General features: G+C 36.7%; 25 protein-coding genes. 19 read left to right on the forward strand and 6 right to left on the reverse strand.

Annotation, left to right across the window (positions count from 1 at the left end):
* The first annotated feature begins 94 nt into the window (after positions 1 to 94).
* On the forward strand, positions 95 to 823 hold the full coding sequence (gene pflA, locus AC1FXZ_RS01840; RefSeq protein WP_480050436.1) for a pyruvate formate-lyase-activating protein: 729 nt from the start codon (positions 95 to 97) through the stop codon (positions 821 to 823).
* A 153-nt stretch (positions 824 to 976) separates the two neighbouring features.
* The gene (gene hcp / locus AC1FXZ_RS01845; RefSeq protein ID WP_480050438.1) at positions 977 to 2,269 is read left to right on the forward strand and encodes a hydroxylamine reductase; all 1,293 of its coding nucleotides are present in this window, start codon (positions 977 to 979) and stop codon (positions 2,267 to 2,269) included.
* Between the two features lie 160 nt (positions 2,270 to 2,429).
* Here hcp and AC1FXZ_RS01850 read toward each other — a convergent pair whose 3' ends face one another.
* The gene (locus tag AC1FXZ_RS01850) at positions 2,430 to 3,029 is read right to left on the reverse strand and encodes a CBO0543 family protein (RefSeq protein ID WP_480050440.1); all 600 of its coding nucleotides are present in this window, start codon (positions 3,027 to 3,029) and stop codon (positions 2,430 to 2,432) included.
* 989 nt (positions 3,030 to 4,018) lie between these two features.
* On the opposite strand from AC1FXZ_RS01850, the gene AC1FXZ_RS01855 reads away from it, so the two are divergent.
* Entirely contained in the window at positions 4,019 to 4,327 is a 309-nt protein-coding gene (locus AC1FXZ_RS01855; protein WP_480050442.1) for a DUF3895 domain-containing protein, read from the forward strand.
* A 71-nt stretch (positions 4,328 to 4,398) separates the two neighbouring features.
* Here AC1FXZ_RS01855 and AC1FXZ_RS01860 read toward each other — a convergent pair whose 3' ends face one another.
* The 3 genes from AC1FXZ_RS01860 to AC1FXZ_RS01870 all read right to left on the reverse strand — a co-directional run bounded on the left by AC1FXZ_RS01860 (position 4,399) and on the right by AC1FXZ_RS01870 (position 5,679).
* Positions 4,399 to 4,605, reverse strand: coding sequence for an alpha/beta-type small acid-soluble spore protein (locus tag AC1FXZ_RS01860; protein ID WP_480050444.1), 207 nt, complete (start codon positions 4,603 to 4,605; stop codon positions 4,399 to 4,401).
* Positions 4,606 to 4,730: 125 nt separating this feature from the next.
* Complete coding sequence (locus AC1FXZ_RS01865; protein ID WP_480050446.1) at positions 4,731 to 5,078, reverse strand: YhjD family protein; 348 nt, start codon at positions 5,076 to 5,078, stop codon at positions 4,731 to 4,733.
* 178 nt (positions 5,079 to 5,256) lie between these two features.
* Positions 5,257 to 5,679 (reverse strand): hypothetical protein, encoded by a 423-nt coding sequence (locus AC1FXZ_RS01870; protein WP_480050448.1) that lies wholly within the window; start codon positions 5,677 to 5,679, stop codon positions 5,257 to 5,259.
* A gap of 170 nt (positions 5,680 to 5,849) precedes the next feature.
* On the opposite strand from AC1FXZ_RS01870, the gene AC1FXZ_RS01875 reads away from it, so the two are divergent.
* Positions 5,850 to 6,800, forward strand: a complete 951-nt coding sequence (locus tag AC1FXZ_RS01875) for a methyltransferase domain-containing protein (RefSeq protein ID WP_480050450.1) — start codon at positions 5,850 to 5,852, stop codon at positions 6,798 to 6,800.
* 482 nt (positions 6,801 to 7,282) lie between these two features.
* On the opposite strand, the gene AC1FXZ_RS01880 is transcribed toward AC1FXZ_RS01875, so the two are convergent.
* Positions 7,283 to 8,332, reverse strand: a complete 1,050-nt coding sequence (locus AC1FXZ_RS01880) for a helix-turn-helix transcriptional regulator (protein WP_480050452.1) — start codon at positions 8,330 to 8,332, stop codon at positions 7,283 to 7,285.
* 153 nt (positions 8,333 to 8,485) lie between these two features.
* Here AC1FXZ_RS01880 and AC1FXZ_RS01885 point away from each other — a divergent pair, with 153 nt between their 5' ends.
* From AC1FXZ_RS01885 to AC1FXZ_RS01950, 14 genes are all read left to right on the forward strand, one after another.
* A complete protein-coding gene (locus AC1FXZ_RS01885; protein ID WP_480050454.1) occupies positions 8,486 to 9,907 on the forward strand; it encodes an amidase family protein in 1,422 nt (473 codons plus the stop codon).
* Positions 9,908 to 10,021: 114 nt separating this feature from the next.
* Positions 10,022 to 11,533 carry a sugar ABC transporter ATP-binding protein gene (locus AC1FXZ_RS01890; protein WP_480050456.1) on the forward strand — a complete coding sequence of 504 codons (1,512 nt, stop codon included), beginning with the start codon at positions 10,022 to 10,024 and terminating at the stop codon, positions 11,531 to 11,533.
* A gap of 20 nt (positions 11,534 to 11,553) precedes the next feature.
* Positions 11,554 to 12,546, forward strand: coding sequence for an ABC transporter permease (locus tag AC1FXZ_RS01895; RefSeq protein ID WP_480050458.1), 993 nt, complete (start codon positions 11,554 to 11,556; stop codon positions 12,544 to 12,546).
* A 52-nt stretch (positions 12,547 to 12,598) separates the two neighbouring features.
* Complete coding sequence (locus AC1FXZ_RS01900; protein WP_480050460.1) at positions 12,599 to 13,768, forward strand: sugar ABC transporter substrate-binding protein; 1,170 nt, start codon at positions 12,599 to 12,601, stop codon at positions 13,766 to 13,768.
* A 181-nt stretch (positions 13,769 to 13,949) separates the two neighbouring features.
* The gene (locus AC1FXZ_RS01905) at positions 13,950 to 14,894 is read left to right on the forward strand and encodes an urea transporter (RefSeq protein WP_480050462.1); all 945 of its coding nucleotides are present in this window, start codon (positions 13,950 to 13,952) and stop codon (positions 14,892 to 14,894) included.
* Between the two features lie 346 nt (positions 14,895 to 15,240).
* Positions 15,241 to 15,900, forward strand: coding sequence for an SOS response-associated peptidase (locus AC1FXZ_RS01910; RefSeq protein ID WP_480050464.1), 660 nt, complete (start codon positions 15,241 to 15,243; stop codon positions 15,898 to 15,900).
* Positions 15,901 to 16,488: 588 nt separating this feature from the next.
* Positions 16,489 to 16,986: a hypothetical protein gene (locus tag AC1FXZ_RS01915; protein ID WP_480050466.1), complete on the forward strand. Its 498-nt coding sequence runs from the start codon at positions 16,489 to 16,491 to the stop codon at positions 16,984 to 16,986.
* 101 nt (positions 16,987 to 17,087) lie between these two features.
* Positions 17,088 to 18,092, forward strand: a complete 1,005-nt coding sequence (locus AC1FXZ_RS01920) for a TRAP transporter substrate-binding protein (protein ID WP_480050468.1) — start codon at positions 17,088 to 17,090, stop codon at positions 18,090 to 18,092.
* A 20-nt stretch (positions 18,093 to 18,112) separates the two neighbouring features.
* Positions 18,113 to 18,604, forward strand: a complete 492-nt coding sequence (locus tag AC1FXZ_RS01925) for a TRAP transporter small permease (RefSeq protein WP_480050470.1) — start codon at positions 18,113 to 18,115, stop codon at positions 18,602 to 18,604.
* 16 nt (positions 18,605 to 18,620) lie between these two features.
* Positions 18,621 to 19,895, forward strand: coding sequence for a TRAP transporter large permease (locus AC1FXZ_RS01930; RefSeq protein ID WP_480050472.1), 1,275 nt, complete (start codon positions 18,621 to 18,623; stop codon positions 19,893 to 19,895).
* Between the two features lie 358 nt (positions 19,896 to 20,253).
* Positions 20,254 to 21,195, forward strand: coding sequence for a fumarylacetoacetate hydrolase family protein (locus AC1FXZ_RS01935; RefSeq protein ID WP_480050474.1), 942 nt, complete (start codon positions 20,254 to 20,256; stop codon positions 21,193 to 21,195).
* Positions 21,196 to 21,200: 5 nt separating this feature from the next.
* Positions 21,201 to 21,686 (forward strand): DinB family protein, encoded by a 486-nt coding sequence (locus AC1FXZ_RS01940; RefSeq protein WP_480050476.1) that lies wholly within the window; start codon positions 21,201 to 21,203, stop codon positions 21,684 to 21,686.
* 25 nt (positions 21,687 to 21,711) lie between these two features.
* Positions 21,712 to 22,827: a cupin domain-containing protein gene (locus tag AC1FXZ_RS01945; protein ID WP_480050478.1), complete on the forward strand. Its 1,116-nt coding sequence runs from the start codon at positions 21,712 to 21,714 to the stop codon at positions 22,825 to 22,827.
* 38 nt (positions 22,828 to 22,865) lie between these two features.
* Positions 22,866 to 24,065: an FAD-dependent monooxygenase gene (locus AC1FXZ_RS01950; protein WP_480050480.1), complete on the forward strand. Its 1,200-nt coding sequence runs from the start codon at positions 22,866 to 22,868 to the stop codon at positions 24,063 to 24,065.
* A 501-nt stretch (positions 24,066 to 24,566) separates the two neighbouring features.
* On the opposite strand, the gene AC1FXZ_RS01955 is transcribed toward AC1FXZ_RS01950, so the two are convergent.
* Positions 24,567 to 25,121: a hypothetical protein gene (locus tag AC1FXZ_RS01955; RefSeq protein WP_480050482.1), complete on the reverse strand. Its 555-nt coding sequence runs from the start codon at positions 25,119 to 25,121 to the stop codon at positions 24,567 to 24,569.
* 238 nt (positions 25,122 to 25,359) lie between these two features.
* On the opposite strand from AC1FXZ_RS01955, the gene AC1FXZ_RS01960 reads away from it, so the two are divergent.
* Positions 25,360 to 25,488, forward strand: coding sequence for a hypothetical protein (locus tag AC1FXZ_RS01960; RefSeq protein ID WP_480050484.1), 129 nt, complete (start codon positions 25,360 to 25,362; stop codon positions 25,486 to 25,488).
* Positions 25,489 to 25,645: the final 157 nt, after the last annotated feature.

Below are 25,645 nucleotides of genomic sequence, written 5' to 3' on the forward strand. Positions count from 1 at the left end.
GGAATGCCCCCTAAATGAAACAAAAACTGATAGTAAACTTATGGGGGCAATTCTTCTAAGTCACCTTGGTTATCACAGAAAATGAGGGATAGTTATGATTGGAAAAGTTCATTCAATAGAAACATGTGGAACAGTAGATGGACCAGGATTACGATATATCGTCTTTATGCAAGGTTGTTTGTTACGCTGTCAATATTGTCATAATCCAGACACGTGGAAAATTGGTGAAGGCAAAGATACATCAGTTGATGAAATTGTTACGGATGTAAAATCTTACTTGCCCTATTTTGAAAGTAGTGGTGGTGGAATTACCGTTTCCGGTGGAGAGCCGTTGCTTCACCTCGACTTTTTAATAGAACTTTTTACAAAGTGTAAGGAATTAGGTATTCATACAACAATTGACTCTTCAGGTGGTTGTTTCCAAGAACATCCTGAATTTTTACGGAAATTAGATAAATTATTGTCCTTAACAGATTTAGTACTACTAGACTTGAAGCATATTGATCGAGAAAAACATCAAGCTTTAACAGGTATGAAAAATGACCATATTTTGACGTTTGCTAAATATCTCTCAAGTAAACGTATGCCAGTATGGGTCCGCCATGTACTTGTTCCTGGAATTTCAGATGATGTGAATGATTTGAAAAATTTACGTTTGTTTATTGATCAACTAAATAATGTTGAAAAAGTTGAAGTTCTTCCATATCATAAGTTAGGTGTTTATAAGTGGAAAGAACTAGGATTAGATTATGCTTTGGAAGGTGTTGAGCCTCCGACTGAAGAAAAAATCTCGGAAGCGAAGGCTATTCTGTTAAATAAATAAAATGTTAAAAACAGCTAGTGGTATTATTCACAGCTGTTTTTATTTTTGCCAAATAATTTCGGGAATGTGATCAATGTCACAGATTTCACTTAAAGATATATATAAAATACATATTATAAAAGATTAAACTTATTGAAATTGGAGGGTGATTATATGTTCTGTCACCAATGTGAGCAAACTCCGACTGGGGGATGTACAGTCGTTGGCGTTTGTGGGAAAAATGAAGATATTGCAAGCTTACAAGACACACTTGTATTTGCGTTAAAAGGCATAGCTGCGTATGCTACTCATGCAAGGCAGTTAGGTTTTTCGGATCCAGATGTCGATGCTACTACACATGAGGCTTTGTATATGACATTAACAAATTCAAACTTCAATATGCAAGAGCATATTGATATGGCAATGAAAGTAGGGACGTCAGCAGTTAAAGTAATGGAACTTTTGGATAAAGCCCATACAAGTAAATTAGGAATTCCTGAGCCTATAACGGTTTCGCAAAATAAAGTCGAAGGAAAAGCGATTATTGTAACAGGTCATAATTTATTTGCATTGGAAGAATTACTTAAACAAACAGATGGAAAAGGTATTAACATTTATACTCACTCTGAAATGCTGCCAGCCCATGGTTATCCGGAATTAAAAAAATATCCACATCTCAAAGGGAATATAGGGAAAGCATGGTTTGACCAACGTCGTTTGTTTCAGAAATTCCCTGGTGCGATCCTAGCTACAACAAACTGTGTCATGCCGATTAAAGGAAGCTATTCAGATCGCTTCTTCTCATATGATATTGCTGGCTTAGAAGGAGTGGAAAAAATAATTAACGATGATTTTACTCCTTTAATTGAAAAAGCATTATCTTTACCGGATGCAGATATGAAAAGTGATGAACAGTTAACAACAGGGTTTCACCATAACACAGTGATTGGAATTGCACCTGAGATTGTTGATGCTGTAAAAGCAGGCAAAATACAACGTTTCTTCGTTATAGCAGGTTGTGATGCGCCAGGTCCTGGTGGTAATTATTATCGTGAATTAGCAACTTCATTACCAAATGACACGGTGATTTTAACGACTTCATGTGGGAAGTTCCGTTTTAATGATTATGATTTCGGCACTGTAGCTGACACGGGTATTCCTCGTTATATTGATTTAGGACAGTGTAATAACTCTGTATCAACAGTAAAAATCGCACTAGCTTTAGCTGAAGCATTCGATTGTGAAGTGAATGAACTTCCTGTAAGTATCGTATTGTCGTGGTTTGAACAAAAAGCAGTGGCCATTCTTCTTGGTTTATTTAGCTTAGGTATTAAAGATATTCGAATTGGACCCAAACCACCAGAGTGGATTACCCCAGGTGTCTTGAATGTGTTACAAGAAGCATTTGATTTGAAACTGATTACAACAGCAGAAGAAGATATGAGAGAGATGTTAACTTTAAACTAAACGAAGATAGAAGTTCATGAGGTTTTCTTTATACGGGAGTGTTTCAAAGCATCGTTACATCAATATCAAAAGTTTGTTCTCAAGGGACTTAGCAAACGGAGCTATGGCAAACTAAACTTTGAGCTTTTGAGAAACATTCCCGTGCTTTTGTTTTCAATTATTACTGTAATGAACCTAAATAATACCCCCCTAAGAATATTGTAACAATTAAAATAAAATGAATAATAAACCATCCAACTTTCCCATATTGAAGGTGGTAAATACTAAGAGGTTTCCGTAAATGCTCAGGTATGATCATTCCTCCAACCCATTCAAAGGTAAGAAAATATATCCACCACCAAGTATACGAGTCCCAAAAATCCCATTTAAATACATACTCAATAATCTGAGTTTCCGTTAATACAAGTGTTTCAATAAACATCCCTATATGAATTATCGTCCAATAAAAGGGAATTTTCCAAGCCCATGTTTGAGGGCTATACCTTACGCCGATTAAGACGAGTAAGGGGAAAGAAGTTATAATTGCTAAAAAAGGCATTGAAGATATGTGTGGAAAGAGTCGGTAAGGGTAAGCGTAAAAACCTAACTTAACAAAGATGTGACAAAGAATAAGTCCTACACTCGCACTGATTAAAAACAAAGCTCCGTAGCGTCTCCACTCTATCCTTAGAATAAAAATAAGTCCACTGACACCAATGCTTATAACCGTCAATAAAATAAATGTTTCTAGGTTTGCTCCAATGTTTATGTACTGATTCATTTCTTACACACCTTTATAGACGATTTGTTGTGGCTCAGAATGTTTTAGTCAGCATCTTTGATAGTTGTTGATCAAGGTAAAAGTAATACGGATAGATCATTGTTTTACTATTCTCCTTATAGGGGTTACGAGCTTTATTGAAAAATAAAAAAAATGGTCCTTTGAGTAACCTTTTCGTTATGGGAACTTTAAATTTGAGCATATAAAATAAGATAGTAAGAAATGAAAGAGCCCAAACAAGTTTAGGGCGTTTGGGAAATAAATAGCTAAATCCATACATTTGAACATAGAGCATTGCAGACCAAAGTATATTCCAACCATATTTAAAGATGATCATCCTATCTTTCGCAATGAAGTGTTCCGCTGTAGCTGAAACGAACACCCATTTTATAATATGAATAACTTGTTTTAGTCGTGAGGTAGGGAAGTTAGATAAGCATAAGAGGACCAACGAAGGTGTTATAAAAAAAGTATGTAAGCCTCTTAATAAACGCCAATTAAAGTCCCCAGGTTTGAACTCCCATAAAAGGTGCCTTTTAAAAACATAATAATAAAAAGAATTAATAAAGCTAGAATACCCTATACTTTTGTAATAGTAAGGTAACGACTTCCAAGTCTTATTGTAGATATTTAAGATGGCAACAAAGAGTATAAAAATGAGGTGTTTATGTTTCATAAGAAACGACTCCTTTCTGAATTTAATTGTTATACTTTCCTGTTTTTTACAAATTATGTAAGTTTGGAGTATTTCCTTTTTAATTTGTTTTTTAGAAGAAATAAAAGTTTTTTCTTCCATAAATGGCATTAAGTACTTGTGTGTTACTGAATAACCTTTATTAAGAGATTAATAGACTCTCCACATAGTAGCAAAATGAGGGAAAATGGTATATTGAAATTAACCTTACCCTTAATGATTTTTTTTGAGGAATTATGTTACGATAGACAGAGGTGAAAAATAAGCAAATGTTATGAGAGGGGAGGATTTTTAAGTGCTCTCATATAAAGAAAAAGAGTTAATAAAAGAGTATCTGGTGAGGCATAAAAGTTTTACTCTAAGTGATTTATGTGATTACTTACTAGATAATGGCTCAAGTGCAGCTGTGTATGCAACGGGCAAGTATAAAATTTACCCTCATGTTGCTGTCTATATAGAATCTTATAAACCAAGTGCACAAATAGAAATAACAAGAATGGAAGATAACGTACAATACAAGGTTATCGGCAATGACTTTTCGATTAATAGTGAACGGAAGGAAGAAGAGCCCGTAACTGAAACCGGACAGCTTAGTTTATTCTAGTTGTGACATTGAAGTAAATAAGTACTTGGCGCTTCCAGTAAATCTTGTAGGCGCCAAGTACTTATTTTAAACTAAAACTGAGATCCACCCATTTGCTGCTCAGCCATTTGGACTAGACGTTTTGTAATTTCTCCACCAACAGAGCCGTTTGCACGGGAAGTCGTGTCAGCTCCTAATTGAACCCCAAATTCTGATGCAATTTCAACTTTCATTTGATCCAATGCTTGCTGTACACCTGGAACTAATAATTGATTTGAATTATTGTTGCTACTTACCATGTTTAAACACCTCTTTCTTGGATTTGAGATTAGTATCTTTTAGTTTGTTTCTTTTTATTCGTGCCATTTTAAATAGGTAGTTTGTAAATGATCCCAATTTCAAATTAGAAAATCAGTAAGATTTGTTATCGTTTTTTAAAGTACTGTTCAATGTAGGACTCAACGGTTTGCTTCATTAGATGTGGAAATAAATTGGATTCAGAGCGATAACCTCTATGAACAATTAAATATTTACAAACATCATCAGTTCTACCTAGATCATAAACATATAACTGCTTTTTTACCATTTCTTTTTTTACCTTGCCTAAATCAATTCCAATCTTAATAATTACAGACTCAACAAGATGAATATATGGATCGGCAAACTTTAGTTTTGCATTAAGAAGCATTTTCAAGTCCCGTTCAAGTACCTTTCTAACTAATGGTAAATAAATGAATTTTTTTATTAACTCCTCTTCCGTTTCAGTAAGCATCAGTTGATCACCACCGCTTTTATATTTATATTACACGAATGTATGTTCGTTTATCAAATTGAAAAGATATGTACATAAACAAAAAAAGTTAACACTAATTTGTTATTGGTGTTAACTCTTTTTAATGCTTTATTGATTGTGATTGCTAAATGAACGGTAAAAAGCTTAGATTGTCGAATTAAGAAGATTCCTGCTTGTTCAACATATCTAATAATTGGCTAATCTCTTTGTTGAACGTAAAAAAGAAAGGAGAACCTTCATCGTCAAATACTAATAATAGTGGAGAATCATGTTTTGGAATAATAAATATAACTTCTTTGGTGTCTGAGTTCATCCAACGATTATGGATGGTTATTGGAGGATTAAATGGGATTCTTATTAATTTGCCTTCTTTGGGCATCGGTTTAAACTTCTTATATATACTATCAATATTTTCTAAGTAACTTTCGGCTTCTGCAAGGATCTTATTAGAAGCAGGAATACTCTCTACTACTCTGTCTTGTTTGATATCAAAAATTTCAACATTGTCATTGAATTCAGCATTTGTTGCTGGAACTCCTATTAGTGAATAAATAAAAAGAAAAAGAACAAATTTTCGCATCAGTTTATCACCTCATTGATAATATAACCAATGAATGGACAATTACACCGGCCGTTAGCATTGAGGATGTTATATAATACTAAGAGTGAAATCCACCTTGTGCATAGGCAATGTATCTTCAAGAAATATGACAGGTGGAAATGAATAAGCAAAGGGTGGAAATGAATTAGATGGATGTAAACGACATAACTCCAGTCAATTATTTATATAGATATTCCTATCATGAAGATGAACATTCTCTTTGTAAATTAGAAATGAGGTCATTATTTGGGCAGGATACAGATGAATCAATATTGTATAGCGCCATTGCTATTGACCCAAGCAGGAGTCCGTTTATTAAAGAAAGGATAGATATTTTATTAGAAGGTACAAGGCTTGAAGAGATAGTTGAGAAAGCTGGAGAGCTGGTATTAGCTGAAGCTACATTCAAAGTGATGTTTGTACCTAATACAGATAAGTCCGACAAAGTTGGTTTTGAAAATAGGCGTGAAATCGAGCGCAAAATTGGTTTGCGTATAAAAGGTAAAGCTGACTTACATAAGCCGGATGTTTTGCTATGTGTAATGAAAGATAAGGAAAAATGGATCTTAGGTAGATACCATAAAAGCGAAGCTATTTGGCTCAAGCATCAAAAGAAACCACATAATTACTCGACAGCTCTTAGTACCCGTCTTGCAAGATCAGTTGTCAATATAGCGGTACCAAAAACGGAAGGAAAAACAGTAATTGATCCTTGTTGTGGTATAGGTACGGTTTTGATAGAAGCATTATCGTTGGGCATTGACGTTGTTGGTAGAGATATCAATCCATTGGTTTTGCCAGGCGCTAGAAAAAATTTAACGTATTTTGGATTTAAAGGAGAAATAACATTAGGTGATATTCGCGATGTACAAGGGGAGTATGACGTGGCGATTATTGATATGCCGTATAATCTCTGTTCTGTCATAACATCGAAAGAAAAACTAGAAATGATCCAAAGCGCTCGAAAGTTTTCTCGAAAAGCAGTTATTGTTACGATAGAACCTATGGACTCAGTGATTGAAGCGGCTGGCTTTGAAATCGTTGATCGATGTGTTGCGAAAAAAGGTACTTTTTCGAGAGAAATTATTGTTTGTCAGTAACGATTTTTGCTATTTGAGAATAGCTTTTTTATTGCGAGTAATGCACTTGACCACATTTTTTGAAATGTGTTTAGAACAAGCTTTTTATGAGTTCACTGAACTGATGGGAAGCTTGTTCTTCCATAAGTCGTGTTTATGTATGTATGGCCGAGACGTTGTTGGCTGAAAAGGGTATACTGACTAAGATTGAAGCTTTATTATTAGCCTTTGATGAGTTTTGTTCGGAGCATTTGACATTGACTCACATTCAAGCTAGGTACAGTTGCGATGAACGGTTATAAGAAGAATTGTACATATAAAGCAATTTTTTAACCCTATCTCAAATTGATCCAGATAATGAATTAAAGGATCTTTGGTTTAAAAAATGTCTTTGTGAATGGATGGGACTTTTTCGTGAAGCATATGCCCGAATTTGTTTCTGTAAGTATATCAAAACAAGCCGGAAAAAATTCCGGCGTTATATTAAATCTTACTCAGTTCCTTCATAAAAGTAGCTTGGCTTGTAATGAAGATCGACTGTTGACCCCTAACTTCTTATAAATATTTTTAGCATGCTTATTTACTGTGTGGACACTAATGAATAGTTTGCTTGAAATTTCCTTATAAGTGCAACCCTTTTTTAAATAAAAACAAACCTCTTTTTCTCGCATTGTCAGTTCATTAAAAAAATCATTTTCTTGTAGGGTTACTACTTTATCTCTTTCTATTATAATAGCATAACGGCTTTCCCTTGATAAAAATAGCTCTTGATGGCCTATGATTTTAATTTTGTATCCATTCAGCCTCAGCATAGAGGGACTCATTAACTGATTTGAGAGGTTTGAAACTATTTCTTCTACAAAGTCCTCCATACTTTTATATACATTTGTTTCTCTATAAATACCCCATACTGCTTGATTCATATACATAATCTCATATTTTTGGTCGAGCAATATTAAGCCCGTATCGCTTTTGGAAGCAAATGACTCCAATAATTCTTTCTCTTGGCGCAGTTCTTCATATTCTCTTTCTAAGTATAATAAATTTGATACGATTGGGGACAGAGTCCGTGCCCTTTGGAAATCAACCTCAGTAAACCCTTTTTCCGATTGGGGTCTGCACATACCAAGAACACCGACGAACTTATTATGTGAATAAAATGTTATCGTCATTTTGTGGTATTGGCCGTGTTTTTTCATGAATTCCTTGTAATAGGCTGAGGATTTATATTCTTCCTTGGAAATGACATCTTCCATTCGTAAAACAATGTTCTCACGGTATAAATCTATGTGTTTTTGGGGGTGCAAATAATCATGATTATAGAAATAATTAACATAATCTTCTACTAAATAATCACTTAGGTTGTGGTTAGTCGGATCGGATAAGTTGCCTTCTTGGTCAATTTTCCAAAAAACTGACGAATGATAGCCGAAATATTGAGATAGCAGATGCTGGAGTTCATCTGTCCCATTTTTAAAATTGACGGATAAGTCGGAAATCAATTGCATCATGCGTCCATTCTCTGATTTGGACAAGTTGATTTGAGAAAGCATACGACAGTTCCCCCTTTTAATCTAGATACTAAATTAAGTACTTTTTCTATCAATAGAGTACTAATTATAGACATTTTAGTAAGCGCTTTCTAGATATATAATACCATTAAGTCCAAATATTATAAATAGTCAAAAAACAAAGGAGGTTAAAGAATGAACAAACATGAATTATGGCAATTGCCTGCAACGGAGTTGGCTCTTGGAATCCGAACCAAAATGTTTTCATCACGTGAAACAGTTATCAGTTGCTTAAATCGCATTGAGGAAGTGAACCCACTGGTTAATGCCCTTGTAGAGGTTTCCAGAGAGGAGGCGTTAGCTGCAGCCGATGCTGCCGACAAAGCTGTCTCTAATGGAGAACATTTGGGCCCAGTCCATGGGGTACCAGTCTCCATAAAGATAAACAGTGATCAGGTAAATTATGCAACCACAAACGGTGTTGTTGCCTTTAAAGACAATATGGCTGCTACAGACAGTCCTCAAGTTGCCAATTTGAGAAAATCGGGGGCAGTTTTAGTAGGGCGGAGCAATTCTCCAGCATTCAATTTTAGATGGTTTACAAATAATGATTTGCATGGACGAACGCTCAATCCCTGGAATGTTTCGCGAACCCCAGGTGGTTCAAGTGGTGGTGCAGCTGCAGCTGTTGCGACAGGAATGGTACCGATTGCGCACGGTAATGACAGTGGTGGATCGATTAGATACCCTGCTTATGCATGTGGAATACCTGGATTACGTCCTACAGTTGGGAGAGTCCCTCAGTGGAGTGGACCAGTCGATGTTGATCAAGTTTTATCAAATCAATCCATGTTAGTTCAGGGGCCTTTGGCACGTACGGTGGCTGACCTTCGATTGGCACTGTCAGGTATGTGTAGCTTTGATCCGCGTGACCCGTTGCATATGCCAGTTCCATTAGTTGGTGAGTCACTGCAAAAGCCAATTCGTGTCGGATTATTGCGAGATGTTGGTGTGGCAAAACCTACCCCTGTGGTTAATCAGGCTTTAGATACAGCAGCAATGAATTTAAAGAATGCTGGTTATGTTGTAGAAGAGGTGGAGATACCTCTACTCGCGGAAGCATACAGACTTTGGTATTTGCTATGTATGGAAGAGTTTCGGCAGATAATGCCTCTTGTGGAACAGGTTGGAGATGAAGGTATGAAAGTGGCAGCCAAACACTACTATGCAGTTCAGCAGGATTGGTGGGGACCGAATCCTAGTCTGAAAGATTACATGGAAGGCTATGCTCGTCGTGGTACTCTAATAGCGCAGTTACAGCAGTTTTTACAAGACTATCCAATATTGTTGCTGCCGGTATCAGCTGAACAAGCGTTTGAGCAGGATGCCGATATAGTTAGCGAAGAGAGTATGCGTCGAGTTACGGCAGCACAGTGGTCAATGGTGTCGATACCAGTACTAGGATTTCCAGCTCTCGCTGTACCTACATCCATTGCAAAAGGGCTGCCCGTTGGAGTTCAGCTTTTAGGAAGAAGGTTTCGTGAGGATACTTTGCTTGAAGCCGCTGAGGTTATTGAGGCGCACTCAGATGTTATTACCCCAATTGATCCTAGCTAAAAGTTAACAGAAGTAACTTGTATTTTGTAGGATAAGAATTTATCGATGAAGTGGATATCTGTAAATTGGTAATAAGCAAAAATATAAAAAATTGAGAAAGTGGGAGGGTGAATAGTGTCATCTAAACTAGATTATTTGTTTGAGGTAAGGTCAGTTTCGAAAAGTTACGGTTCCAGCCAAGCTCTTTCAGATGTTACGTTCAGGTTAATGCCAGGAGAAACAGTTGCAGTAATTGGACAAAATGGGGCAGGCAAATCAACTTTCGCTAAGATTATAGCCGGTTCAATCCAACCTGATGAAGGTGAAATTTATGTGAAAAGCCGCAGAGTGACATTATTCCCTCCTAAGAATGCTTTAAGAAACGGTATTGCCTTTATTCCACAAGAACTCGCTTATGTACCGGAACTCACGGTTGCTGAGAATGTTATGCTAGGCCGGATCCCGAATAGAAAAGGATTCATCTCTTACAAAGAGATGATAAGACGAACAAAAAATGAGGCGGAACGTTTTGGGTTAAATATTGACCCTTTGCGTAAGATGTCCTCATTGAAATTAGCAGACAAACAAATTGTAGAAATTCTTAAGGCTCTATCAAGAAGAGCGAGTGTGATTTTACTTGATGAACCTACAGCTTCATTATCTGATAATGAGAGCAAAAATCTATTTCGCATTATCGGTAAGCTTGCGAGAGAAGAAAAGGTTGGAATCGTTTATATATCCCATCGAATGGATGAGGTATTTAATTTTAGTGATCGCATAGATGTCTTCAGAAATGGAAGACTTGTCGCTTCTGAACAGACAGCAGATAGTGATCATGAAAAATTAATCACTCATATGCTTGGGAAAAAGAGAGAACAGATTACACTTGAGAAGTTCGAGTATCTTAGTGATAATCCAATTCTTTCAGTTCTAAATTGGTCTAGTCGTGGGTTACCGAGTTTATCAAATGTGACTTTTAATGTGAAAGAAAAAGAAGTAGTAAGTATCTTTGGGGTACGTGGATGTGGTGCGGAAATAGTAGCTGAAGGACTTGTTGGGCTCCAAAAAGAGATTGAAGGAGAAATAATATTAAAAGGTGAAAAACACAGAATTTTTCGTACCCCTTTAGAGGCTAAAAAAGCCAACATTGCTTATGTACCAGCTGACCGAAAGAAGCAAGGATTGGTATTGAATTTGTCGATTAAAAAAAATGCAACGCTTCCAATCTTAAGACTATTAGCAAAGTTAGGGTTAATGAACTCTTTGGAAGAGCGTAAAACGGCTGAAAAATACACCTCACGTTTTAACACAAAATGCCAGAGTATTGAACAAAAGGTATCGGAGTTGAGTGGGGGGAATCAACAGAAAGTTCTTTTGGCAGGAAGGTTTGCGATGGATCCGAAAGTACTGGTTCTCCAAGAACCATCACGTGGTGTTGATATAGGGGCACGATTGGAAATTCATAAACAACTTAGGGAGTTTGCTTCTGAAGGTTCGGCAATTCTTGTTGTAACCTCTGATGTGGAAGAAGCAGTTAATATTAGTGATCGATTACTAGTTATGCGAGACGGTGCCTTGGTTGGAGAATTAAAAGGAGAAAAAATCTCACAAGATGAAGTTCTTCGGTTAGCCTCGGGAAATTCTTAGATAAATGGAGGAGTAATTAAATGAAATTAAAGGCTGATTCTGAATCTACTTTACCATCGACAGAGCCAATCAAAAGTAAGAGAAAGCAGTTAAACGATGTCGCATTACTATTTCTTTTTTATGTGATAATACTCATTTTCTTTACATCCATTACAGATTCTTTTTTTAGTTTTTCAAATACATTAAATATTCTAGATAGTATAGCAGTGCTTGGGATAGTAGCCATTGGTCAAGCATTTACCATCATTTCAGGAGGGTTCGATTTTTCAGTTGGTGGAGTAGTTCCTCTAGGGGCGGTCGTTTATGTAACCGTAATAAATGCAGGAGTTAACGTACCTTTAGCAATAATAATCGTCCTAGCCATAGGGGCGATGGTAGGTCTATTAAATGGGTTGTTGATAGGTAAGTTGAAGATCACTCCATTAATAGCGACACTTGGTACTTTTTCGATTACCGCCGGTTTGGCGAGCGTCATTACTGGTGGGTTGACAACCGCCTTAGAGAATCCAGATGCAGCCTTTCTTGCTGGCAGTTCAGTGGGTGGTATATCTTATTATGTATGGTTGTTAATATTACTAAGTGTATTGGGATTTATTACACTACATTATACTTTATTCGGTCGCACCCTTTATGCATTAGGAGGAAATAAAGAAGCTACTAGACTAGCAGGTATTTCAACAGATTTTATCACGTTCTTAGTTTACGTTATTAGTGGCACCTTGGCTGCGTTAGCAGGGATTGTTGTAGCGAGTCAATTAATGGCTGGCTCAGGGACGATGGGACTTGACACTAATTTATTATCCATTACTGCTGTTATTTTGGGAGGGGGTTCTTTAGCAGGAGGGACTGGAGGAATTATTGGAACTCTTGTTGGCGTACTCATTCTCGGTACACTTTCAAATGGTATGGCGTTAATCCAGGTCCAATCCTTTTACCAACAAATTGCAACTGGAGTCGTACTATTAATTGCTGTTATTTCAAGTCGTCTTCGCAATGACAACTCAGAGGAATAAGCAATTGAAGAGGTAAATACGTAATAAATTATTTGAAAAAGGGGCGAACCAGATGAATTTTTACAGTAAAAAGTTATTTGTCCTCACTCTCATTGTAATGATGGCATTAGTTACAGCATGTGGTGAAAACAGTAAACCAGCAAACTCGGTGGAAGTTTCAGAAAAATCCAAAAATGAAGATAATCATGCAGAAAAACAAACTGAACAAGAAGAATACTTTTTCACCTTTGCTAATGTCACGGAGTCAGGACCATTATTCGTTGAACTGGGTGAAGGGGTAAAAGAGGCTGCAGAAGTAGCTGGTATTAAATTGAAAACTTACGATAACAAATTTGATGGTCCTACGGCTCTACAAAACGCTAAATTAATGGTTCAAGAGAAACCAGACTTAATCATTGAATATAATGGTGTGGAAGGAGTAGGTAAATCACTTGAAGCTGTATTTGAAAGCGCGAACATTCCTACAATTGCGGTTAACATTCCGGTTCCTGGTAGTCCATTGTTTAATCTGAGCAATGAGGATATTGGAATTGATACTGGAAAGGTAGTTGCAGAGATAGCCAAGGAAAAAGGTTGGACAGCTGATAATACAACAGTACTCTTGGTACAAAGTTCAAAAGGTGGATGGGAAATAAACAACAGCGTCCGTTATTTCTATGTTACCGTTGCGGAGGAAATGGGGATGCAAGAAGTTAAACCTGAAGACATTACTCCGATGACCACAACTATTGGGGAACACTTAATACAAGTTGATTCAGAGGCAACATTAGAATCAAGCTATCAGGCAGTAAGGAACGTAATTCAGACGATTCCAGAAGACCGTAATATTCTTCTTTATTCCATAAATGATGATTCTTCTATAGGAGCATGGCGTGCTATTGAAGACGCCAACCGCACTGAGAAAACGTTGGTAGCGGGACTAGGTGGAAGCAAGCAAGGGTTAGATGAATTAAGAAATAATGAGAATTGGGTTGCTGAAGGAAGTTTCTTTATGGGTAACTGGGGACAGTATATCATGGCGATGGGCGTAGCTATACTGAACGGTGCCGAACCACCGGAAGTAACTCTCTCCCCTCAGGTAGTGCTCACGAAAGAAAACGTAGAAGAATACTATAATGGTGGATATGAACCAGTTGTTCTCCCAGAATTGCCAGAACAGAACCAATATTTGATTGAAACGGGTATTCTTCAAAAGTTTAATAATATAGATGGGTTGGAGTAATATTTAATACTTCAATAGTACTCATTCCAAAACTAGAATGAGTTCCTTACAGAGACTAAAGTAAAAGATTATTTTAAACACCTTCACGAGTAGAGCGAATGTCATGAAGATATTCGTGATTCCCTGAAGGTGTTTTTTGAAATAAGCCTTAAACTTTACTTACAATCCAAAGGGGATTACTATGCAAACAATTAAACCCAATATATTAAATAGAGGATTGTTTTTCCCTTTCGTATCGGCATCCCTCAAAGGAATTTCTCAAATATTGTTGATTGAAAATGCCCTTACCGGTTTACTAATCCTTGTTGCAATATCAATTACCTCTTTTTATTTAGGTATTATTGCTCTACTATCATCATTTATTGGCACTTTAGTTGCAAAACTTGGAGGAGGAGATGAAAAGAGTATAAAACAAGGCTTATTAGGATTCAATTCTGTGGTGACAGGAGTAGCGTTAGCAATATTCTTAACTGGACCTTATGTGTGGTTTGTTGCTTTAGTTGGATCAGCGATAGCTGCAATTTTTACAGCAGCCATGAATCACTTTATGAGGAAAACAGAAATGCCGACTCTTACTTTCCCCTTTATTATCCTGACATGGATTATATTGCTTTCTACTTACAATTTTAAAAATATTAACATAAATTCTAAATTGGTGCCTCAGGATTTAACAACTTGGGAAATAAGTATAGTAGGAGAAATCAAGTATATAGAAGCAATCATTCATGGGTTTGGACAAATAATTTTCCTAGATAACACAATATCTGGGGTTTTATTATTTATTGCTGTATTAATAACGGGAAGAAAATTTGGATTTTATACAGTCATTGGAAGTGTATCTGCTGTCATTATTGCATATGTTTTAGGGGCAGAGCACTCTTTAATTACAGCAGGTCTTTATGGGTATAATGCGATATTAACTATTATAGCCGTATCTGCTGTTTTTAATAGTAAACAAAACCGTTTTGCACTACATTCTGGTATAATCGCCGCTTGTTTAACAATACCTATAACAGCAAGCATTAGCATATTTCTTTTACCTTATGGATTACCTACTTTAACAATGCCTTTTGTTCTTTGTACATGGTTATTCTTAGCGGCGAGGAAGCTTTTACCAAATCTGTGAAACGGGAAGATTTGTAAGCCAGTATTATAACAATTGAATTTTTTATTCCTAAAGCGCATGACATATTGCCGTATATCACGATAATTAATCCGATTGGAGGGTCGGGGGTTTGTTCACAATAGGGAGAAAGGATGAAAATGTTGTACGATGTAAATCATGCTCATTTTAAAATATGCCTACACGATTTACAATTTATAATTGATATCACTAGTAAGAGGGGCTAGTCCCCTCTTAGCAACTAACTGGCTTATTAAGAATGAATGCCCCGAAAAAATAACATTATTAGGAATGTACGTTCTTTTATTAAGTTAAACTTACCAATATTAATTATTAGAGGTGGTAACTCATGTGTGGAAGGTTTACTTTGACAGCGACTAAAGAACAAATTGAAGAGCAGTTGCTAATAGAATTAACTGAATATAAACCAAGATTTAATATAGCCCCTAGTCAGCCTGTGCTAAGTATTATTTCAGATGGTGAAAAGAGACGGGCTGGTTACTTAAGGTGGGGACTTGTACCTGTTTGGGCAAAAGATTCTAAAATTGGTTTTAAGATGATAAATGCTCGTGGTGAAACCGTTGATGAAAAGCCAGCTTTTAAGCGATTACTTAAACGTCGCCGTTGTGTAATTGTTGCTGATGGTTTCTATGAATGGAAGCGCACTAAAGAAAACAAAAAGCCATATAGAATAACTGTAAATGATGGAATCTTTACATTTGCCGGATTATGGGATAGATGGAAGTCTGATGATGAGGATATTGTTTCTTGTACTATTCTTACAACAGAGCCTAATGAGCTTATGAAGGAAATTCATGATAGGATGCCAGTTATCTTGAGTAAACAGAATAGGAAAGTTTGGTTGGACCCTAGTGTGGAAGAAAACCAAATCTTAAACGACCTTATAAAGCCATATCCAGTCCATGACATGAGAGCATACGAGGTTTCAACATTGGTGAATAGTCCGAAGAATGAGACAGAAGAATGCATAAGGTCATTAGTAGAGTAAGCGCCTATTAACACTTTTGTTATCTTATTATATTGGATAAAGTTTTGAAAATAGATAAGGATTGCTACTAAATATTGAGATGTTAAACAATCGGAAAAGATTAAGATGTAACTCTGAATTACGTAGTAGACAAATACTGAGCAACAAATAATTTCATTTATGAAAGAATGTACATTGTTAAAGAAGTTTTATTTATAGGAAGTAGGTATCCAACAATCGGGCCATTTAACGGAAGAAGGGTCACAGAAATGATCAAACTTTTTTATGAAAAATGATTCAATTGAATGTATTAAAAGCGTGTTTTGATCAATCTTTTTTCAAAACACGCTCTTTCTTTTTGTTCATTTATCAAGGTTAATAGTATCAAAATCATCAAACTTTACTTTAAAGCAACAAATCATACGTAATATTTCCAAAATACATATTAAATTCCTTTAGAGCATGATAAGAATAATCTTTTATTTGGGAGGGGGATGGTGCAGCATAAAGAAATTACCACTTTTCATGTAGTGTTCCTGTTTATGATGTCAACAGGTTTAAATAATCACGTCATCATAATACCTTCCTTACTCGAAGTAGCAGGTTGGGATGCATGGGTTTCGATATACTTACCTTCGCACCGTATCTTATTTATATCGCTTTGATTTATTTCATCATTCGCAGGACGAAACAAGAAAATATATATGTGTGGATGAAATCGAACCACGGCAAACCGCTCGCTACTATTGTTATTGTATTAATAGCGCTGTACTTATTGGCTATAAGTATTACTACACTAAAAGACTTAACACTGTGGATAAGAGTTACTATTTACCAACTACCCTTGAGATTATTATTGCAATAAGTTTTCTAATTCTTTGTTTATTTATGGCTGCAACGACGATACGTACGATTGCTATCGTCAACGGAATATTACTACCGATTGTGATTGTCTTAGGATTTTTTGTCATGGCAGCGAATTTAAGTAAAAAAGATTATTCACTTCTGCTCCCTGTATTTGAAATAGGATTTGAACCAACTCTTCGTGGAATGATTTATGTGGGCTCTGGATTAGTTGAAGTCATTATCATTGTTTTTATCCCGTAAATGTGGGTGTTGTCCGTTTAGTGAAATTTCATCTGTCACTTGAATATCCAAGTGACAGATAAGGAAGTATAAGCATTAAGCTATAACATGGGGGGATTATATTGAGAAAATACAAGGTCATTCTAAGTATGCTATCGATAGTTTTGGTAATAATACTTGGTGCATGTGGACCCGTCGAAAATAGGAATGAAATAGAGGAAGGACCAACTTACTCATTTAATGTATCGTTGGTAACACCACCATCACATGGATGGACAGTTACGGCGGAAAAATTTAATGAAGAGCTTCAAGCTCGTTCAAATGGACGAATGAGTGCTCAAGTTTTCCCAAGTGAACAGCTTGGGTCTGAGGCCGATATGGTTCAACAAATGGAAACAGGTATGTTAGATTTTGGGTTCATCACAAATGCGTATTTGAGTACAAGGTCTGAATCTTTGAATGCTTGGTTTATGCCATTTCTATTTGAAGACTTAGAAGAAGCAAGTCAAGCTAGACAATCTGAAGAAGCACGACAAATGTTAGATGAGCTTGAAGTACAAGGACTAGTCGGATTAGATTTTAGTTTTGCTGGAGAAAGACATGTATTAATGAAAGACGGGATCATACAATCGCGAGAAGATTTGTCTGGTCAGAAGTTGCGTATAATTGGAAATCCAGTTATGCAGGAGTTTTGGACAGGCTTAGGAGTTAGTCCCACTCCAATGCCACTTGGGGAGGTATATTCGTCCTTACAAATGGGTGTGATTGATGGAATTGATATTGATTTAGATGCTCTTGTCTCTCTTAACTTACAAGAAATTGCCAACGATTTAACCTTAACGAAACATATGCAATTTCCTGCAGTCGTCGTCATGAGCCAAGAAGTATTTGAATCACTATCTACTGAGGACCAAGAAATTGTAAAAGAAGCGATGGAGGCTGCGGTAGACTGGGGAGTAGAAGATGCTATTCAACGAGAAGAAGGTAATCTAGAGTTTGTGAAACAAGAAGGATTAAATGTCGTTGAGGATTTTGATCATACAATTTTCACCGAAATTCAAGAACAAATCTACTCAAAGTACAGCAATAATGAGCTAATTCAAACGTTTATTGAAAACAATCAATAAAACGTATAGGGGGCATAGAAGTGACTTTAGGAAATATATTCGGAAAAATAAGTGATTACGTTTTCAAATTAGAAAAGACGCTAGTAATGATCTTGATTATTTCTATGTTTGTAGCACTTACAGCTGGTGTGTTTTTCCGTTATTACTTAAATAGTCCCTTATTTTGGAGTGACGAGTTTGCGATTTTCACTTTAGTTTGGTTGACCTTTTTAGGCGGAAGCATGAGTGTGAAACGGCAGCAAACAGCTGCCGTTACGATTTTAGTAGATAAATTAAGCGATAAACCTAGAAAGATAGTCGCGAATATTGGCTTTTTAATTGTCTTAATCTTTTGTTTACTTATCGTGTATTATTCATTTATATGGCTGAGTTCACCAAATATCGTATTACAGAAATCGGCTTCTATGCAACTTCCAATGATTTACCCTTATTTAAGCGTTCCTTTAGGCTTTTTCTTTATGAGTATACATTCGATTCATTTATTTTTACTAAGCTTAAAGGAGACTTTATAAAAAAGGAGGGGTTATTATGTTATTAGTATTACTTGTGTTTATCGTTTTATTATTAATACGAATACCGATAGCGATTGTTTTAGGAATAACGAGTGTTTCCTATATCATCATTAGTGGTAGTTTAGGACTTTTAAATACGGTTCCACAACGATTATATTCTGGCTTAGCAAGTTATGGATTGTTAGCGATTCCATTGTTCATGCTTGCTGGAGAATTAATGAATTCAGGGGGCATCACAAAACGCCTTGTTCGTTTTGCTAAAGTGTTATTTGGACATTACAGAGCAGGTTTAGCTTACGTAAATGTTGTCGCCAATATGTTTTTAGCATCTATTATCGGTTCTGCAACAGCCCAAATTGCGATGATGAGCAAAATCATGGTTCCTGCAATGGAAGAGGAAGGGTATAAGCGATCTTTTGGTGCTGCAACTACATCTGCAGCTGCATTACTAGGTCCGATTATTCCACCAAGTATGTTATTTATTATTTATGGTGTTCAATCTGGAACGTCGATAGGGACGATGTTTTTAGCTGGAATCGTGCCTGGTATTTTATTAGGACTTTCGTTTATCTTTCTTATTATGTACATAGGGTATCGTTATGAATTACCCCGTTCAGAGAAAGAACCATTGAAAAATGTATTAGAGGCCAGTTTTAAAATTATCCCAGCATTACTGGTCCCTGGAATCATTATCATAGGGATTATAAGTGGTGTGTTTACTCCGACTGAATCAGCAGCTATCGCCTGTTTGATCGCCGTAATTGTAGGATTCCTCTTATATAAGGATCTTAAAATTAAAAACATTCCTGAGATATTAGTAAATACAGCTATGACAACAGCTACTGTTACGTTGCTTATAGCCATGGCGAATATATTTGGTTGGGTGTTAACGTTTGAAGGCATCCCGCAAATGATAGCAAGAGGGATGATAGGGTTAACAGAAAGTCCTTTATTATTTTTATTGCTAACAAATCTTTTGTTACTTTTAGTGGGTACGGTGATCGATGGAATTGCCGCTTTAATTATTTTAGTTCCGATCTATCTGCCTTTAATAGCCACATATGGCATTGATCCAGTTCACTTTGGGATTATTATATGTATCAATTTAACGCTCGGGTTGCTTACTCCTCCGGTTGGAGCTGGTCTTTTTATAGCCTCTTCGATAGGGAAAGTTAAAATAGAAGAGTTAACAAAATCAATTTTTCCTTTTTTGATTGTTTCATTTGTCGTGTTACTAATCATTACGATTTGGCAAGACATCGTATTATGGATACCGAATATGGTCAGGTAAATTGAAACATTAAGAAAAGAGGGATTACCTCATTGATATGTGGCGATACAGTAAATAACAATATGACTAGGATAAAAATAGAATTGTGGGTCTTGAGAAAGATATACTGCATAAGAAAGTATTTGATACAAAGAGCCCCTCTTTTTTTAACTGACCCAGAGGCTGGGATCTTTTCACGTCAATCGCCTTTCGCACTCCATTTGTCATAAATGATGAATAATTTTAGAAGCTTTAAAAATAGTAGCTTTTCTGTTAAATAAAGAGCGAATAAAAAGCTTAAATCTAACAAAAGATTAAATTGAATTCAAGTCTAGGCCTTAAATCATAAAAAAATAGAATAAAAGGAGCAAACTAACTAATGAAATTAATTACATTTAAGCATGCAGGAATCTCCCGTGTTGGAGCAATTGTCAATGAAGAAGTAATCGATGTACATACTTCTTATAAAGCGCTACTTAAATCAGAAGGGAAAATTCGTGCTGAGCAAATTGCCGAAGCGTTTGTTCCAGCTGATATGACTGGTTTGCTACAAGGTGGATTAGAAAGCATGGAACTAGCTAAAAAGGCAATCGATTATGCAGTTACGAACAAAGAAGATAACGGTTATCGATTGGTTTATCCATATAATGAAGTGAAAGTAGAAGCACCAGTTCCAAAACCAGGAAAAATCTTTGCAGTAGGACATAACTACCGTGAGCATATTTTAGAGATGGGGCGTGAACTTCCTTCGAATCCAGTTCTGTTTGCTAAATTTGGAAACACGGTTATTGGGCCACAAGATGATATTCCATTCTACCCCGTTTCAGAACAACTAGATTATGAAGCAGAATTTGCATTTGTCATCGGTAAACGCGCGAAAAACGTTTCAGAAGAAGAGGCATTAGATTATGTTGCAGGTTATACAGTAGCAAATGACGTGACGTATCGCGACATTCAACGACGTACGCTTCAATGGTTACAAGGTAAAACAGTGGATGGCAGTTTACCAATGGGGCCATGGATGGTTACTTCAGATGAAATAAAAGATCCTCAAACGTTGGAAATGGTGTTAACAGTTAATGGAGAAGAACGTCAACGTACAAATACAGCTAATCAAGTATTCACAGTAAAACACTTAGTATCATTCTTATCTAGTCTTGCAACATTAGAGCCTGGTGATATCGTCATTACTGGAACCCCTGGTGGTGTCATTCAAGCAATGGAACCTCAAGTTTGGCTGAAAGATGGAGACGTGGTACGCGTGGAAATCGATCAAGTAGGCGTGTTAGAAAACACAGTACGTACGGTGAAAGGAGAGTAATAAGCATGACACAAAGCAATATTACGTCGGTTAACGAGTCGATTAATCGTATTATTGAAACAGTGAAAGGTTTGTCAGAAGAAACAATTCGATGGAATCCAACAGAAAATGAATGGTCGATCATGCAAATAATGGCACATATCGTTGAAGCACTACCTTATTGGGTAGAAGAAATTGAACAGCTTGTTGAAACGCCTGGGAAACAATGGGGAAGAAATCATTTACACGAGCCACGTTTGAAAGCGGTTAAACCTGAAACGGTAGACGCGATTAGTGTAGATGAAATAATACGATCACTTGAACAGGTGAAACAAACGGTTCAAGCAGGGATTGAAAACTTGACGCCTGAACAACTTGCGACAGAAGCAACAAGTGTTAATCCGAACTTTGGAACTAAACCACTTTCTTTTATTATTGATCATTTAATTGATCAACATGTTAACAAACATGAAGGCCAAATCCAGCGTAATTTGTCGAAATTAAGGAATTAAGGATAGAACGAAAGGTGGAATAAGCATGGCGGAGAAAAATGATTTTTTTAAAAGTAAAATTGTTCAAGACTTCACGAACGATATTAGGCAGTATAATCTTGGACCCCTTTGGGAAGCGATTCCAGCAATCATGCATAAGCAACCAGAGCCACATGCAGAGGCCTACCTTTGGAAATGGGACCTTCTTGAAAAGAAATTAGGTGAAGCGGCGCAAATTTTCACTCCAGAACGCGGTGGGGAGAGAAGAGCGATCTATCTTCAAAATCCAGGACTTGACTATCGCAAGCCATGGGGATGGGCTTCAACGAGTCAAACGCTCTATGCGGCTGTGCAGCTGCTTCAGCCAGGTGAAGAGGCTCCATCTCATCGTCATACTCAAAATGCGCTTCGTTTTATCACGCATGGCGAGGGTGCCTATTCGATTGTTCAAGGTGAACGCCTCTTTATGGAAGAAGGGGATTTCCTAATTACACCAAAAGATCTTTGGCATGGTCACGGTCATGTTGGGAAGGAGCCGATGATTTGGATGGATGTTCTTGATATTCCAACTGTTTACATGATGGGGGCTACTTTCTTTGAGCCTTATCCAGAAAAAATTGAACAACCTAGTGTACCAGATAACTATTCTGCACAACGTTATATGGGTGGGATGATGCGTCCCATTTCTGATCGTCATCCGAAAAAAGCACCGCTTGGTTCATATAAGTGGAATCGAACATTGGCAGCGATTGAAGGGCTAAGTCGTTTTGAGCCAGACACCTATGATGGATACGCAGTTGAGTTCATTAATCCTTCAACTGGTAAAACAGCGAATCCAACGATTGCAGCTTGGATGCAGAAGCTACCAAAAGGATTCCATTCTAAAGCACATCGCCATACACATTCGACTATTTACCAAGTGTATAAAGGGTCTGGTTATAGTGTGATTAATGGTCAACGTTTTGATTGGTCAAAAGGGGATTACTTTATTGTTCCAAATTGGGCATGGCATGAGCATGTGGCTGATGAAGATACGTTCTTCTTTTCTGTAAGTGACTTACCTATTATGGAACACTTTGATGTCGAGAGAGAAGAAGTGTATGAGCAAGGGAATGGTTATCAAGAAATAACAAGCGAATTTAAACCAGAGCTTGGTAACTGAAATAGAGATAGAACATTCTAAATGTGGAGGTACTTAAAATGACAAAAGCAGAAGATAGAATGATTATTGTCGGTGGAGGCATTGGAGGATTGGCAGCTGCTCTAGCAGCTGCAGAAGCTGGCCAAAAAACAACCGTACTGGAACAAGCGCCTGAATTCGGGGAAATTGGTGCGGGTATTCAAATGGGGCCAAATGCAATGGCTGTTTTAGACCGTTTTGGAGTAGGTGAGGAAATCTCAAAAATTGCAGTTTTTCCAAAACGACTTGTTTTAAAGGATACGTTTACAGGTGAAGAGTTATCTACATTAGATTTAGGGGAAGAATTTAAAGAAAAATATGATTTCCCATACATCGTTTTACACCGTTCAGATTTGCACTTTGCGCTTTTAAACGCATGTGAAAAGAATCCTTTAGTTAATCTTATCACTGACCAACACATTGAAAACATAGAACAAACAGCAGAGGGTGTTGTTGCGATAAAGGCTAGCGGAGAAAAGGTGGTTGGCAAAGCGTTAATTGGAGCAGATGGACTTTGGTCTAAGACTCGTGCTTATTTCTCTGATGATAAGGCAATTTGTTCGCAATATGTCGCTTATCGTGGTACGATTCCAATCTCTGAAATTAGCGATAATACCAATATGGATATGGATGACGTGATTATGTGGATTGGTCCAAATCATCATGTTGTCCAATATCCTGTCCGTCGTGGTGAGCTTTACAACCAAGTTGTTGTATTTAAAAGCTTAAATTATAAAGAAGATTCTGATGACTGGGGAACTCCAGAAGAAATGGATCAAGTATTTGAAGGAGCTCACCCTCTTGTTGAAAAGGCTCTATCCTTTATTGAACGTCAAATACGTTGGCCGATGTATGACAGGGAGCCAATCGATAATTGGACAAAAGGGAACATTTGTCTTCTTGGTGATGCTGCTCACCCTATGCTTCAATACTTGGCTCAAGGTGGTGGTCAAGCGTTGGAAGATGCATCCTATTTAGCTGATATGCTTAAGAAACATGGCCAAAACTATGAAGCAGCATTCAAAGCGTTCCAAGAAGAACGTATTCCACGTACGGCAAGAGTACAAAGAAATGCTCGTATTTGGGGAGAAATTATTCATGCGGAAGACCCAACTTCTATCCTGTTGCGTGATACGATTTTTAAACAACGAGATGCAAAAGACTTTAGTCAGGTGGACTGGATCTACGGACAGAAATACGGTCAAGGATCTAAGAAGTAACGAAGTGAAATACTATAATTAATACAAATCGTTAACACAACTATCATATTAATAGCCTGTCGCTAAAGATTTCTATTTTTTAGATTTGGCGCGGTTATGCGCTAAGTGTCTTCTTCAAACATCTAGTGCCAGACGAGAAGATTGTTTTAATGTATCAGCACACGTTTTCTCTTCAGCTACGGAGTTGGTTGGACAATATGTCGAGCATTTAATTGAAAAGACTCCTGAAGAGATTCAAGAGGAAGGGATTTTGCCGAGAGGAACGAAATATAGGCCTTCCGGTTCATGTTTATTTTGTGGTGAAATCAGGAACGTAGCCATAAATGGTTGCGTTCTTTTTGTTTTCCTGATAATCAGCTCTGATAAGCGTTTTTATGATTTTGTTTGGATTTAATGAGGCAAAACACTGTTATCACATAGCTAACTGTGGGAAATGGTCCCCCGCTTTTTTAAGCGTTAGTGGATTGGGGGACAGGTACTGTTTCAACGTACTGCTTCACACTACAAAGTTTCTACCGCTATAATATCTGAAATAAGTGGAGAGTTAATTGAAAAGAGACAATACAAGTCAGTAACCCCATTTTGTAGTTTGCAATTTTGAATGACGAAGCCTTCATACCCCTGATGAATAAGGCTGTTACGAAATTTTTCATTGGCTTCCTCCATATTTAAAAGGATAGCCTCATCTTTCCAGGTAAAGTTTCTTTTTCTGGCATGAATATATTCACAATATTTGTCACGATCATTCATAAACAATTCATACGAATCCACGGTATGAGAATCATATATTTTAAGGTTTGGTTCATCTAAAAATATTTTGTAAATAAAGCCAGTTACTCGCTTTTTAACTTGAATAACCTTAGGTGCTCCATCTTCCCAAAATTCTGTTTCTGACTTTTGATAAACCGTCTCCGTATCTATTGCATAGGGTTTAGCAGAATGAATATCAGATGTTAGCCAAAATCCAATTGTACCAATAACGTTATTGACATTTTGAACCTTTGCTTCACTAGTAAAATTTTCAATTTTAATCGTAGTACCAAAATACGCGATCATTTTCATACCTCCCATTTTTAGGTTGCCCAATTTTTAATATAGTTATAGCAGTTGGAGTAGCTATCGAAGCTTCTGTTCCGCAATCACAGGAATATTTTGTGAATAACTTAATTAACATTTATTTATAGGGATAATATGAAGGTAATATAAAGGGGGAATTTTGCGGATAGTCTTAAGCTTTTTTCTTCAAGTAAGGATAGCGATTCTTTAAGTCTGAGTAACGAGCGGGGGAATATATATGATGTGGATCTTGATATTACTTGTTGTTATAGGTATTGGTACAATAGTAGGGTATCTGAAAGAGCAATCAAATCAAAATAAAAGAATTATTGAACTACTTGAGGAGATGAACAATAAAGATAAATAATATTTAACTAATAGCGTTCCGCCAACTGAACGCTTTTTGAACAAGCATATGTAAAGGAAGGAGGGGGAACAATTGAAAAAATTTGCATCCATTTCAGTTGCTACGTGTGCTAACGAATTATGCTCAATAAAGTAGTAAGTGAAATGGAAAGTAAGTA

The organism is Halalkalibacter sp. HAAS-P014 (assembly GCF_056619965.1).

Excerpts from the sequence above, each read along its gene's own strand:
- AC1FXZ_RS01930 (WP_480050472.1), top strand. The coding sequence starts at position 18,621 with ATGTTATTAGTATTACTTGTGTTTATCGTTTTATTATTAATACGAATA.
- AC1FXZ_RS01910 (WP_480050464.1), top strand. The coding sequence starts at position 15,241 with ATGTGTGGAAGGTTTACTTTGACAGCGACTAAAGAACAAATTGAAGAG.
- AC1FXZ_RS01905 (WP_480050462.1), top strand. The coding sequence starts at position 13,950 with ATGCAAACAATTAAACCCAATATATTAAATAGAGGATTGTTTTTCCCT.
- AC1FXZ_RS01865 (WP_480050446.1), bottom strand. The coding sequence starts at position 5,078 with ATGCTTACTGAAACGGAAGAGGAGTTAATAAAAAAATTCATTTATTTA.
- AC1FXZ_RS01875 (WP_480050450.1), top strand. The coding sequence starts at position 5,850 with ATGGATGTAAACGACATAACTCCAGTCAATTATTTATATAGATATTCC.
- AC1FXZ_RS01955 (WP_480050482.1), bottom strand. The coding sequence starts at position 25,121 with ATGATCGCGTATTTTGGTACTACGATTAAAATTGAAAATTTTACTAGT.
- AC1FXZ_RS01850 (WP_480050440.1), bottom strand. The coding sequence starts at position 3,029 with ATGAATCAGTACATAAACATTGGAGCAAACCTAGAAACATTTATTTTA.
- AC1FXZ_RS01950 (WP_480050480.1), top strand. The coding sequence starts at position 22,866 with ATGACAAAAGCAGAAGATAGAATGATTATTGTCGGTGGAGGCATTGGA.
- AC1FXZ_RS01895 (WP_480050458.1), top strand. The coding sequence starts at position 11,554 with ATGAAATTAAAGGCTGATTCTGAATCTACTTTACCATCGACAGAGCCA.
- AC1FXZ_RS01960 (WP_480050484.1), top strand. The coding sequence starts at position 25,360 with ATGATGTGGATCTTGATATTACTTGTTGTTATAGGTATTGGTACAATA.
- AC1FXZ_RS01860 (WP_480050444.1), bottom strand. The coding sequence starts at position 4,605 with ATGGTAAGTAGCAACAATAATTCAAATCAATTATTAGTTCCAGGTGTA.
- AC1FXZ_RS01900 (WP_480050460.1), top strand. The coding sequence starts at position 12,599 with ATGAATTTTTACAGTAAAAAGTTATTTGTCCTCACTCTCATTGTAATG.
- hcp (WP_480050438.1), top strand. The coding sequence starts at position 977 with ATGTTCTGTCACCAATGTGAGCAAACTCCGACTGGGGGATGTACAGTC.
- AC1FXZ_RS01915 (WP_480050466.1), top strand. The coding sequence starts at position 16,489 with ATGCATGGGTTTCGATATACTTACCTTCGCACCGTATCTTATTTATAT.
- AC1FXZ_RS01870 (WP_480050448.1), bottom strand. The coding sequence starts at position 5,679 with ATGCGAAAATTTGTTCTTTTTCTTTTTATTTATTCACTAATAGGAGTT.
- AC1FXZ_RS01880 (WP_480050452.1), bottom strand. The coding sequence starts at position 8,332 with ATGCTTTCTCAAATCAACTTGTCCAAATCAGAGAATGGACGCATGATG.
- AC1FXZ_RS01935 (WP_480050474.1), top strand. The coding sequence starts at position 20,254 with ATGAAATTAATTACATTTAAGCATGCAGGAATCTCCCGTGTTGGAGCA.
- AC1FXZ_RS01940 (WP_480050476.1), top strand. The coding sequence starts at position 21,201 with ATGACACAAAGCAATATTACGTCGGTTAACGAGTCGATTAATCGTATT.
- AC1FXZ_RS01945 (WP_480050478.1), top strand. The coding sequence starts at position 21,712 with ATGGCGGAGAAAAATGATTTTTTTAAAAGTAAAATTGTTCAAGACTTC.
- pflA (WP_480050436.1), top strand. The coding sequence starts at position 95 with ATGATTGGAAAAGTTCATTCAATAGAAACATGTGGAACAGTAGATGGA.
- AC1FXZ_RS01885 (WP_480050454.1), top strand. The coding sequence starts at position 8,486 with ATGAACAAACATGAATTATGGCAATTGCCTGCAACGGAGTTGGCTCTT.